General features: G+C 69.8%; 11 protein-coding genes. 6 read left to right on the top strand and 5 right to left on the bottom strand.

What is annotated here, in order from left to right:
• Positions 1-217 precede the first annotated feature (217 nt).
• Complete coding sequence (locus MMB17_RS10635; protein WP_241101903.1) at positions 218-1534, top strand: glycosyltransferase family 61 protein; 1317 nt, start codon at positions 218-220, stop codon at positions 1532-1534.
• Between the two features lie 18 nt (positions 1535-1552).
• On the opposite strand, the gene egtD is transcribed toward MMB17_RS10635, so the two are convergent.
• A complete protein-coding gene (gene egtD / locus MMB17_RS10630; protein ID WP_241101902.1) occupies positions 1553-2539 on the bottom strand; it encodes an L-histidine N(alpha)-methyltransferase in 987 nt (328 codons plus the stop codon).
• A 92-nt stretch (positions 2540-2631) separates the two neighbouring features.
• Positions 2632-3909, bottom strand: coding sequence for an ergothioneine biosynthesis protein EgtB (egtB, locus tag MMB17_RS10625; protein ID WP_241101901.1), 1278 nt, complete (start codon positions 3907-3909; stop codon positions 2632-2634).
• A 224-nt stretch (positions 3910-4133) separates the two neighbouring features.
• Here egtB and murI point away from each other — a divergent pair, with 224 nt between their 5' ends.
• From murI to MMB17_RS10605, 4 genes are all read left to right on the top strand, one after another.
• Positions 4134-5006, top strand: a complete 873-nt coding sequence (gene murI, locus MMB17_RS10620) for a glutamate racemase (protein ID WP_241101900.1) — start codon at positions 4134-4136, stop codon at positions 5004-5006.
• Between the two features lie 100 nt (positions 5007-5106).
• Positions 5107-5307 carry a hypothetical protein gene (locus MMB17_RS10615; protein ID WP_241101899.1) on the top strand — a complete coding sequence of 67 codons (201 nt, stop codon included), beginning with the start codon at positions 5107-5109 and terminating at the stop codon, positions 5305-5307.
• A 230-nt stretch (positions 5308-5537) separates the two neighbouring features.
• Positions 5538-6155, top strand: coding sequence for a 30S ribosomal protein S4 (gene rpsD / locus MMB17_RS10610; RefSeq protein ID WP_241101898.1), 618 nt, complete (start codon positions 5538-5540; stop codon positions 6153-6155).
• A gap of 245 nt (positions 6156-6400) precedes the next feature.
• The gene (locus MMB17_RS10605) at positions 6401-6637 is read left to right on the top strand and encodes a hypothetical protein (protein WP_241101897.1); all 237 of its coding nucleotides are present in this window, start codon (positions 6401-6403) and stop codon (positions 6635-6637) included.
• A gap of 313 nt (positions 6638-6950) precedes the next feature.
• On the opposite strand, the gene rplS is transcribed toward MMB17_RS10605, so the two are convergent.
• Together rplS and zwf are read right to left on the bottom strand one after the other, a co-directional pair.
• Positions 6951-7349, bottom strand: a complete 399-nt coding sequence (rplS, locus tag MMB17_RS10600) for a 50S ribosomal protein L19 (RefSeq protein WP_238310356.1) — start codon at positions 7347-7349, stop codon at positions 6951-6953.
• Positions 7350-7736: 387 nt separating this feature from the next.
• Positions 7737-9218 carry a glucose-6-phosphate dehydrogenase gene (zwf, locus tag MMB17_RS10595; protein WP_238310357.1) on the bottom strand — a complete coding sequence of 494 codons (1482 nt, stop codon included), beginning with the start codon at positions 9216-9218 and terminating at the stop codon, positions 7737-7739.
• 274 nt (positions 9219-9492) lie between these two features.
• Here zwf and MMB17_RS10590 point away from each other — a divergent pair, with 274 nt between their 5' ends.
• Positions 9493-11088, top strand: coding sequence for a L,D-transpeptidase family protein (locus tag MMB17_RS10590; protein WP_241101896.1), 1596 nt, complete (start codon positions 9493-9495; stop codon positions 11086-11088).
• A gap of 60 nt (positions 11089-11148) precedes the next feature.
• Here the strand turns inward: MMB17_RS10590 and ppa are convergent, their stop codons facing one another.
• Positions 11149-11685, bottom strand: a complete 537-nt coding sequence (gene ppa / locus MMB17_RS10585) for an inorganic diphosphatase (RefSeq protein ID WP_238310359.1) — start codon at positions 11683-11685, stop codon at positions 11149-11151.
• Between the last annotated feature and the right edge of the window lie 102 nt (positions 11686-11787).

Raw genomic sequence — 11787 nt, 5'->3', positions numbered from 1 at the left:
TCGCGGTGGCCGCCGCCGCCGCGACCCGCCCCCGGAGGCTGACGCCGCGAAGGCCGGCCGCCGGGACGCTCCCGATCCGGCGCGCGACGCCGGATCGCCCTCCGCCGCGGGGCGGGATGTCGCTTGTCTTGCCGTCTCTCCCGGCGCGGCCGGCTCCGCCCCCTCGGGGCGCGCCGGCGCGCGGCTGGGCCGAACGGCACGGTCAGTCGGGCAGCAGATGGCGATCGACCTCGGATCCGTTTTCTGGCGCTACACCCACACGCACGACGCCACGGGACGGGTCATCAAGCTCGCCCCCGACGGGCGGATCGTCGGCCAGGAGCACCCGAACGAGTATTTCTGGGCGATCGAAGACGCGACGCTCGTCTTCCAGCATCTCGACGGCCGCAGAAGCGTCGAATTCGACCTCCCGGCCGGGACGGAGCGTCCGGACACCCTGGCGGGCCGCCTGGTTCTCTGGCCGGATTCCGGCATCGAGACGCGCCTGTCCCGGGAGCCGGGCCTCACCACCCTCACCGTCGAATCCGGCCGCAGACTCGCCGACCGGATCGACCTCATCGCCCCGGCGGTCAAGGTCGCGGCGCCGAAGGCCGCCGGCGACGGGGCGCGGGACAGCTACGTCGCCAGCGGAATCGATCTGCTGACCTTCCACGACGCGATCGTGCTCAACAAGTACGGCGCCATCGAGAAGGACGGCGCCGTCGTCCGCGAATCCCTGTTCCATTTCCCCTTCTTCATGGACAGGAACCTGCTCAAATTCTCGGAGGCGGAACTCGGCCGCTTCGACGTGGTGCCCACCTTGCGCGCGCGCCGGGCGCTCCACGCCCTGGCCGGGGTGTCCGGCAACCACTTCCACTGGCTCCTGTTCTTCGTCTGCAAGATCGCCCTCTACGGCGAGCTGCCGTCGCGCCGGAAGGACCTCGTCGTCCTGCTGCCCGACTATCTCTGGGAGGCGCAGCGGCAATCCGCCGAGCTGGTGGCGGAGCATTACGGGCTGCCGATCGTGAGGCTCCAGGATGCGGGGGCCGTCTTCGTGGAGGAATTGCTGGCGCCCTTCCAGCAGACCCCGCACGGGATCGACATCCATCCCGCCGCGATGACGGCTTTCGCGATCATCAAGCGGGGCACGGCCGGCCAGGCACCCCCGGGGCCGGAGCGCATCTACGTCACGCGCTCGGATTCCAAGTTTCGGCGCCTGGAGAACGAGGCGGAGATCGAAGGGCTCCTCGCCCGTTTCGGCTTCACGGTGGTCCGGCTCACCGGGCTGTCGCTGGCGCAGCAGGTCGCCCTCTTCGCCCATGCGCGCATCGTGATCGGGCCGCACGGCGCCGGCCTGACCAATCTCGCCTTCTGCGAGGCCGGCACGCGGGTGCTGGAATTCCAGCATCCGGACCATGTCAGCTGGTGCATGAAGCACCTGGCCTACCTCGCCGGGCTCGATTACCGCTTCCTCATGGGCCACGTCTCGATCGAGGACCGCTACCGGATCGACACCGAGGCCCTGTTCGCGATCCTGCGGGATCTCGTCGCCTGAAGCCGGCGGGCCGCGGCCTCAATCGCGCGGGCCCGTCCGCTCCAGCACGTGCACGGAGAACAGCCCCTCCGCGTCGGTCCAGACCTCCGCGGCCGACCAGCCGGCCTCGGCGGCGAGCGCCCGGAAGCCGGCGATCGTGTACTTGTAGCTGTTCTCGGTATGGATCGTCTCGCCCCGCTCGAAGCCGAAGCGGCGGCCGGCGATCTCGACCTGCTGCCGCGTGCGGCTGACGAGATGCATCTCGATGCGCGAGGCCTCGGGGTTGAACAGGGCGCGATGGGCGAACTGCGCCGCGTCGAAGCTTCCGGCGAGTTCCCGGTTGATGCGGGCGAGCAGGTTCATGTTGAAGGCCGCGGTGACGCCGGCCGCATCGTCATAGGCCGCCTCGAGCACCGCTCGGTCCTTGACGAGATCGACGCCCACGACGAGCCGGGCGCCCTGGCCGAGGATGCGGCCGAAGGTGTCGAGCAGCGCCACCGCCTCCTCCGGCCGGAAATTGCCGATGGTGGAACCGGGGAAGAAGCCGGCCCGGGGCGCGTCGCCCAGGGAGGCCGGCAGGGCGAAGGGCCGGGTGAAATCGGCCACGACGGGGGCGATCGCGAGATGGGGGAAATCCCCGCGCAGGGTCTCGGCCTGCTCGCGCAGGAACTCGCCGGAGACATCCACCGGCACATAGGCCGTCAGGTCCTTCATGTGGCGGAGCAGGCGGCGCAGCTTCACCGTCGAGCCGGCGCCGAACTCGACCAGCGCCGCGCCTTTCGGCAGGGCCGCCGCGATCTCGGGGCCGCGCTCGTCGAGGATCTTCAGCTCGGTGCGGGTGGGATAGTATTCCGGCAGCACCGTGATCTTCTCGAACAGGGCCGAGCCGGCGGCGTCGTAGAAGTACTTCGCCGGCAGCTCCTTGCGCGCGGCGCCGAGCCCGTTCCAGACATCGTCCCGGAACAGCCGGTCCTCGGGGGCCTGGGCGAGGGGCTTGGCGTCGTCGAAGCGGGGATGGACGGTCAAGGAAGATCCTCCGGCGGCGAGCGTTCGGGACCCCGGCAGGGCGCCGGGCAGGAAGAAACGTGCGATCTTGGGCAGGTGTTCACGTTCGGTCTTCACGCTCCGGTGGAGCGTGCATCCGAGAGGCGCAGGCCGGTGAACTGCCAGCGCTGGTGCGGGTAGAAGAAATTGCGGTAGCCGATCCGCGCATGCCCCTCCGGGGTCGCGACCGAGGAGCCGCGCAGCACGTACTGGTTCGACATGAACTTGCCGTTGTACTCGCCGAGCGCGCCGGGGAGCGGGCGATAGCCGGGATAGGGGCCGTAGGCGCTGCGGGTCCATTGCCAGACGCGGCCGAAGGCATCGCCCAGAAGCCCCTCGCGGGCGGCGACCTCCCATTCGGCCTCCGTCGGCAGGTCGCGCCCCGCCCAGCGGGCATAGGCGTCGGCCTCGTAATAGCTGACATGGGTGACCGGCAGGCCCGGATCGACGGGCCGGAGACCGGCGAGCGTCATGCTCGCCCAGCCGCCCTCGGCCCGGCGCCAGTAGCCCGGCGCCTCCCAGCCCTCGGCCTGGACCTTGAGCCAGCCGTCCGAGAGCCAGAGCTCGGCCCGCGCGTAGCCGCCATCCTCCATGAAGGCGCGCCACTGGGCGTTGGTGACGAGGGCCCGGTCGATCGTGCCCGGCAGCATCAGGACGTCGTGGCGGGGGGATTCGTTGTCGAAGGCGAAGCCTTCGCCCGCATGCCCGATCTGGGTGATGCCGCGGGGGAGCTCCGCCGTGCCGGTGCGCGCCTCCGCGGCGGGGAAGCGCCAGGCCGCGTCGTAGACGGGGCTCAGCGGGTTCTGGGCGAAGGCGTGCAGGATGTCGGTCAGCAGCAGCTCCTGATGCTGCTGCTCGTGGTAGAGGCCGATCTCCAGAACGGGGAGGATCGCGTCGAGGGCGGCGGCGGAGGCCTCGCGCAGCAGGGCGTCGACGGCGCGGTCGACATGGGCGCGGTAGGCCGCCACCTCCTCCATCCGCGGCCGGGTGATCATGCCCCGCAGGAAGCGCGGCTGCCGCGGCCCGGCCTGCACGTAGTACGAGTTGAACAGGTAATGCAGGCGCTCATCGTAGATGGCGTAGCCGGGCAGGTGCTCCCGCAGCAGGAACTGCTCGAAGAACCAGGTGACATGGGCGCGGTGCCACTTGGTCGGGCTCGCATCCTCCATGGACTGGACCTGCTGGTCCTCGGCCGAGAGCGGCGCCGCCCGCCGCTCGGTCTCCGCCCGCACCGCGTGGAAGGCGGCGATCCAGGCCTCCCGGTCGACGGGCCGGGCCGAGACCTCCGGCGGCGGGAAGGCCCGGGCCCCGGAGGCGGGACGGGAGGAGAAGACCGCTGCGCTCGCTGCCATCGGGAGGACCTCGTTCTCTGAACTCACGGCGCAGGTAGTCCGCGATTTCGCCGCGACAACGCGGAGGGAGCGGCACCGTTCGTCGCGCCCCCCCGCGCGCCGGGCCGGCATCCACAGGGTTTGCACGCGGCGAACCGGCGCCGCGGCCTTGATGCGGCCACGGTGAGCCGGCCTTAACCATCGCCCCCCGACACTTCGCCCCGAGGCAGAGACGGGTTACTCGCATGCGGATCGATCTGATGGCCGGAGCGACCTTCGCCGCCGCGTCGCCGGCTTCCCTTCGCGAACCGACGATTCTCGTCTTCGATTCCGGCCTCGGCGGCCTGACCGTGCTGGAGCAGGTGCGGGCGGCCCGGCCGGATGCGCGCACGCTCTATTGCGCGGACGACGCGGCCTTCCCCTACGGCGCCCTCAGCGAGCCGGTGCTGGTGGAGCGCGTCCTCGCGGTGATGGAGCGGCTGCTCGCCCTGCACGCGCCCGATCTCGTGGTGATCGCCTGCAACACCGCCTCGACGGTGGTGCTCCCGGCCCTGCGCCAGCGCTTCGTTACGCCCTTCGTCGGCGTGGTGCCGCCGATCAAGCCCGCCGCCGCCCTCTCGCGCTCGAAGGTGGTGACGCTGCTCGCGACCCCGGGCACCGTGGCCCGCAGCTACACCCGCGACCTCGTCGCCACCTATGCCGGCGATTGCGCCGTCACCCTGGTCGGCGCGCCGAACCTCGCCCGCTACGCGGAGGCCGAGATGGCGGGCGAGCCGGTGACGGATGCGGCGCTCGCCGCGGAGATCGCCCCCTGCTTCCGCACCCTGGAGGATGGCCGGCGCACGGACGTGATCTGCCTGTCCTGCACCCATTACCCGCTGCTGCTGCCCCGCTTCGAGGCCCTGGCCCCCTGGCTCGTCGGCTGGATCGACCCGGCCCCGGCCATCGCCCGGCGGGTGGTGCAGCTGCTCGGGCCGGGCGAGGCGCGGGACCGGCCGCAGCCGGTCCAGGGTATCTTCACCGGCGGCGCGGGCCTGAACCCGGCCCTCGAACGCAGCCTGGCCCGGCGCGGCCTTGCGGAGATCGGCGTCGAGGCTCTGCCCCTGCGGCGCGCGTGAGCGTCCCTGGCCGGCCCCTGACGCGGCCGGGACCCTCGCCGGTGCAGCCATGCATCGGATCCGGTGGGTCGCCGCACCCCTGCATGGCATTATTCTGCACATGCATCTCCAGACCCATCATCCCTACACCCTCACCGTCGAGCCCTCCCCCAGCCAGGCGCAGCGGTTTCGATGGGAGATCCGGCAGGGGCTGCGGGTGGTCGATTCCTCCAAGGATGTCTGGCCGACGCAGCGCCGGGCCGCGCAGGCGGGCCATGCCGCGCTCTGCGATCTGATCGCCGAGTGGCGGGCACAGCATTAGCCGCGCGCAATCGGCACGATCGTGCCGGTGCGCCCGGGGACCCGGCCGTCCTCGATTGACGCCGCCGCTCTTCTCGTCTAGGAGCGGCCGGTTCGCGGGGCTCCGATCAGGGGCCCCGTGGCATTTTCATACGCACCCGCGAGCGGCCCGAAACCCGCTCTGTCGTCCTTGCGGCGCGAGCCGCGAGGAAAAGGAGGGCGCGTTCCTCAACTTGTTCCAGAGGAACAGCGATGTCCAAACGCGTCCAGGCGAAGCACAAGCTCGATCGCCGCATGGGCCAGAACATCTGGGGCCGCCCGAAGAGCCCCGTCAACCGCCGTGAATACGGCCCCGGCCAGCACGGCCAGCGCCGCAAGGGCAAGATGAGCGACTTCGGCACGCAGCTGCGCGCCAAGCAGAAGCTCAAGGGCTACTACGGCAACATCACCGAGAAGCAGTTCCGCCGTTACTACGCCGAGGCGATCCGCCTGCGTGGCGACTCCGGCGAGAACCTGATCGGTCTGCTCGAGCGCCGCCTCGACGCCGTCGTGTACCGTTCGAAGTTCGTTCCGACCCCGTTCGCGGCGCGTCAGTTCGTGAACCACGGCCACGTCAAGGTGAACGGTCGCCGGGTCAACATCCCGAGCTACCAGGTGAAGGCCGGCGACCTCATCGAGGTCAAGGAAGCCTCCCGCCAGCTCGAGATCGTCGTGGTGGCGAGCCAGCTCGCCGAGCGCGACGTGCCCGACTACATCGAGGTCGATCATTCCAAGATGACCGCCCGCATCACCCGGATCCCGGGCCTCTCCGAGGTGCCCTATCCGGTACAGATGGAACCGAACCTGGTCATCGAGTTCTACTCGCGCTGATCCGAAGCTTCCCGCTTCGCCCTCAACGGAAAGGCCGCCCCTCGGGCGGCCTTTCTGCTTTGGGGCACCGGCCTTCGTCCGGCACGAGACGGTCCCGCACCAGGGCTTAATAAAATCCAGATTCTGTATCTTTGTGAACTATCAATCGCACCGGCAAACCATCACAGTATAACAATCACCGGCTGTAAGATCCCAGGCGCCGGTGCCGGAGAGACTTGTCCTCCCGCCGACAACCGGGCGACCTAATGCCGAGCACGGCCACCACGACCGACAGCCCCGCCCCGGGTCTCCCGACCTACCGGGCCTATTATCTCGACCCGACAGGTTCGATCCGCTCCGTCGTGGTGATCGAGGCGGAGGACGACGAGGCCGCCAAGGTGAAGGCCCAGTCCCTGGTGAACGGCCACGGCGTCGACCTCTGGGAGCGCGCCCGCTTCCTTGCCAGCTTCCCGCCCCTGCTCACCGCCCCGAAGGACGATTGAGCACCCGATCGGCGGGGGAGCGCGGCTGTTTCGCGTGCTCGGCCCGGTCTGCGACGGCCTTTCCTCTCCCCTCGGGAGAGGTGGCCGCGAAGCGGACGGAGAGGGCGGCGAGCTTTCCGGACCGCGCTCAGGGTCCCACTCCACCGCGCTGCGCGCGGTTCCCCTCGCCCGGGAGGCGAGGAGAGAGGCTCCGGCTCACCCCCATCGAATCATCCGGACGCGAGGCCAACGCGCAACGAAAAACCCGCCCCGAGGCGATCGGAGCGGGTCGAAGGGAGATCCGGGCCCACGCCGTGGCGCGGGCCGAAAAACCTTACTCGGCGGCGGCGACCTTGGCAGCCTTGGCGGCCTTCTCGGCGCGGTCGGAGCGCTCGACGATACGGGCCGACTTACCGCGGCGGTCGCGCAGGTAGTAGAGCTTGGCGCGGCGGACCTTGCCGCGGCGGGCCACCTTGATCGAATCGATCATCGGCGAATGGACCGGGAAGACGCGCTCGACGCCCTCGCCGTAGGAGATCTTGCGGACGGTGAAGCTCTCGTTGAGGCCGCCGCCGGAACGGGCGATGCAGACGCCCTCATAGGCCTGCACGCGGGTGCGGTCGCCTTCCTTGACGCGGACGTTGACGACGACCGTGTCGCCCGGCTCGAAATCCGGAATGGTCTTGTTGAGACGGGCGATCTCTTCCCGCTCGAGCTGCTCGATGATGTTCATGGAAAATCTCCGCCGTTGCGCCCGTCCGGCAAAGGCCGGGCGTCAGGATTTCGGCATCCTGTTGTGAGTTGGCCGGCTCTCTACAGGAACGGGAGCGGCTTGTCGATATGTCCGATCGTCCGCTTCGAGCGGGGCGACCCGCCGGCGCGCGCCGGCGTCCCCATCCCGGAACAGGTGTCGGAAACCGCGCACGTCCGCCGCAGGGACCCGACTCTTGCGCGAAGAGCATGGCCGGGTTTCTGAATGAGCGGTGCCATGCGCCGCCGGCACCCTTCCGAAACCGCCGCCCAGCCCTTACCTCTGGGAGACATTCTCCTCCCAAGGAAATGGATCGAAACTTTTCAGGCGCACCGGGTTACCGGGGCGCCTTTTTCTTTGACCCCGGCGCTACTTCAGCTCCTCGTGCCAGGTGCGGCCGTCGCGCTCGATCAGGGCGATGGAGGCGGTCGGCCCCCAGCTGCCGGCGGAATAGGGGCGCGGCGGCTCGGGCCGGTCGGCCCAGGCCTTGAGCAGCTTGTCCGCCCATTCCCAGGCGGCCTCCACCTCGTCCCGGCGCATGAACAGGGTGGCGTTGCCGCGCACCACGTCCATCAGCAGCCGCTCGTAGGCGTCGGGATAGCGCTGCTTGAAGGTCTCCTCGAAGGAGATGTCGAGATCGGTCGGGCGCAGGCGCATGCCGCCCGGCCCCGGATCCTTGGTCATTACCTCGAGCTTCATGCCCTCCTCCGGCTGGAGCCGGATGACCAGGCGGTTCGGCTCGCGGCCGAAGGATTCGGAAGGAAAGATCGAGAAGGGCGAGGCGCGGAACTGCACCACGATCTCGGAATGCTTCTTGGGCAGGCGCTTGCCGGTGCGCACGTAGAAGGGCACGCCGGCCCAGCGCCAGGAGCGCACCTCGAGCTTCAGGGCGACGAAGGTCTCGGTGCGGCTGGTGGCGGCCTCCGGCCCCAGATCGTCCTGGTAGCCGGCCACCGCCTTCCCGCCCACGGCACCGGAGACGTATTGCCCGCGCACCGTCACCGTCTGCACGTCGGCGGCGGTGATGGGCTTCAGGGCGCGCAGCACCTTCAGCTTCTCGTCGCGCACCGAATTGGCGTCGAGGGAGAGCGGGCTCTCCATCGCCGTGAGGCAGAGCAGCTGCAGGATGTGGTTCTGCACCATGTCCCGCAGGGCGCCCGAGGTGTCGTAATAGCCGCCGCGCCCCTCGACGCCCACGGTCTCGGCCACGGTGATCTGGACGTGGTCGATCACGTCGGCGTTCCAGAGCCGGTCGAAGATCGTGTTGGCGAAGCGCAGGGCCAGCAGGTTCTGCACCGTCTCCTTGCCGAGATAGTGGTCGATGCGGAAGATCTGGCTCTCGGGGAAGACGGCGCCGACGGCGTCGTTGATGGCGCGGGCCGATTTCAGGTCCTTGCCGATCGGCTTCTCCAGCACGACGCGGCTCTTCTCGCCGATCAGTCCGAACCGGTCGAGATTCCGGCAGATCGGGCCGTAGAGATCGGGGGAGGTCGCGAGGTAATAGGGCCGGATCCGGTCCGGCTGCTCGTCGAGCAGCGCCTTGAGGTCCGGCCAGCCGTCCTCGCCCAGCGCGTCGATATGGACGTAGCTGAGATGGGCCAGGAAGCCGTCGAGCTTGTCCTCGTCGAGATCGAAGGGCGCGATGAAGCTCTTGAGCGCGTCCCGGGCCTTCTCGCGGAAGGCCTCCTCCGTGAGCTCCGTGCGCGAGGCGCCAATGATGCGGCTCGTCTCCGGGATCTGCCCGTCGCGATAGCGGTGATAGAGCGCCGGCAGGAGCTTGCGCTGGGTCAGGTCGCCGGTGGCGCCGAACACCACGTAGTCGAAGGGTGCGACGGGGATGATGGTGGCCAAGGGCTCTTCTCCCGCTTCGTAAGTGCCGAACTTCTATCCCGAACCGATGCGCCGATCCACGCGGCCTGACGCAAGCAAGCCCTCCGCCAGAGCGGGGCCGGGCCGTGTGTTTCCGGCCCCGGCGGACTTGATGACATGGCCTCCGCCTCGATCGAGCGGCCCCGGCATCACGGCGGCGCAACCGTCACGCTCGGGGACAGGCGCGACAGCCTGCGGGAGGGGAAAAGTAACCATCCCGGCGCAACCTGCCGGCACGACCCCTCAGAGGCCGGCGATGTTGCTGCGTCACCACATCCTTCGTCCGGCGCTCCTCGCGCCGCTTCTCCTCGCCGCCGCCGCCGCGGGGGCCGAGTCCGCCCGCGAGGGCGCATCGGCGCCGCTGCCGCTCTCCGTGCAGCCCTCCTCGCAGGAGGCGGGCCCGGTCGCGCCCCCGGCGGCGCCCCAATCCGCCGCGCCGCAAGCCGCGCCGGTTCCGGCGGCCGACTCGGCCTCCGCGCCCGCCCGGAAGAGCCGCGAGCTGCCGGCCACGATCTATGCCAAGATCGCCGAGGACCCGCAGCCGAGCTTCACTCCGGCCACCTTCCTCGACACGGTGCGGATGGCCGAGCAGTACCGGGCGCTGGCGGAGGCCGGCGGCTGGAGCAGCCTGCCCGCCGGGCTCGCCCTCAAGCCCGGGGACCGCAACCCGGCCGTGGCGGCCCTGCGCGGCCATCTCGTGATGACCGGCGACCTCGCCGCCGACGCCGTGCATTCGGACCTCTACGACGCGCCGCTGGTGGCCGCGGTGAAATCCTTCCAGACCCGGCACGGGCTGCCCGATTCCGGCATCGTGGCGCGGCTCACGGTCAATGCCCTCAACGTGCCGGCCAGCGTGCGCCACCGGCAGCTCGCCGCCTCCGCCGAGCGGCTGATGGGGTCCACCTTCGCCTTCGGCGAGCGCTACGTGGTGGTCAACATCCCCTCGGCCGCGGTGGAGGCGGTGGAGAAGGGCGCGGTGGCCCGCCGCTACGTCGCCGTGGTCGGCTCGCCGGACAAGGCGACCCCGGTCGTGGCGACCCGCATCACCGACATCAATCTCAACCCGAACTGGACCCTGCCCGTCTCGGTGATCAAGAACGAGATCATCCCGACGATGCGCAAGAACCCGGGCTATCTCGCCAAGAACCACATCCGCATCTACGGCCCCGGCGGCGCGGAGGTGGACCCGACCGCGATCGACTGGTCGAGCGAGAAGGCGATCAACTACACGCTGCGCCAGGATCCGGGCTTCGACAATTCGCTCGGCCAGGTCCGCATCGACATGCCGAACAAATACGCGGTCTACATGCACGACACCCCGGCGAAGTCGCTGTTCGCCGGCAATGTCCGCTTCCACTCCCATGGCTGCGTCCGCGTCGGGCAGGTCAAGGAATTCGCGGCCTGGCTGCTCCAGGGCACCGAGGGGCCGAACGGGCCGGGCTCGACCTGGGGGCCCATCGAGATCGAGACCGGCATCGCCACCGGCGAGCGCCGGGACATCAAGCTCACCAAGCCGGTGCCGGTCGCCTTCGTCTACCTGACCGGCTACGCCACCGCGGATGGCCGCGCGCATTTCCGCGACGACATCTACGGGCTCGACAACCCGGCCACCCCCGCCCCCGCCGCCGCGGTTCCGGACGTCGCGACCACCGGCGCGATCGTGCCAAAGCCGGCTCCGAAGCCGGCGCGCCCGGCCTCGGAGCCGGCCTCGAAGCCGTCGGCGCCCAAACCGGCCGTCGAGGCGCGCATGCCGGCCCCGAAACCCGCCGCGAAGCCGCAGCCCCTGGAGGCCTCCGCTCCCCCGCGCGAGCAGCCCCCGATCCCGCCGGGCCTCGTCGGCCCCCGGGGCTGACGCACGAAAAAGCCCCGGCGGCGCCTGGCGCCCCGGGGCTGTTTTCAAGGAGATCCGGCCTCAGGCCTTGGACTTCTTGAAGCGCTCGACCCCTTCCAGGATCAGGCGATGGGCCTCGGCCTTGTCGCCCCAGCGCACCACCTTCACCCACTTGCCGGGCTCCAGGTCCTTGTAGTGCTCGAAGAAGTGCTGGATCTGCTGCAGGGTGATGTCCGGCAGGTCCGCATAGTTCTCGATGCGGTCGTAGCGCATGGTCAGGTGGCGCGAGGGCACGGCGATGATCTTCTCGTCCTCGCCGGCATTGTCCTCCATCACCAGCACGCCGACGGGGCGCACGCTGATGATGGCGCCCGGGGCGATCGCCCGGGTATTGGCGACCAGCACGTCGCAGGGATCGCCGTCACCCGACAGGGTGTGCGGGATGAAACCGTAATTCCCCGGATAATGCATCGCCGTATAGAGGAAGCGGTCGACGACCAGGGCGCCGGCATCCTTGTCCATCTCGTACTTGATCGGCTCTCCGCCCAGCGGGACCTCGACGATGATGTTGACGTCCTGCGGCGGATTCTTGCCGATCGAGATGGCATCGATGTTCATGGCTTATCCTGATCTGTCCGGCAGGAGGCCGTCTTTCCGGTCGCGGCTGCCTGCACGGCCCTTCTAGCCGCGCCGTACCGCCAAGGAAATCCGACATTCGAC

It is taken from the genome of Methylobacterium organophilum (assembly GCF_022533465.1).
Lineage (GTDB): Bacteria > Pseudomonadota > Alphaproteobacteria > Rhizobiales > Beijerinckiaceae > Methylobacterium > Methylobacterium organophilum.
This window is presented reverse-complemented; position numbering and strand designations above follow the sequence as displayed.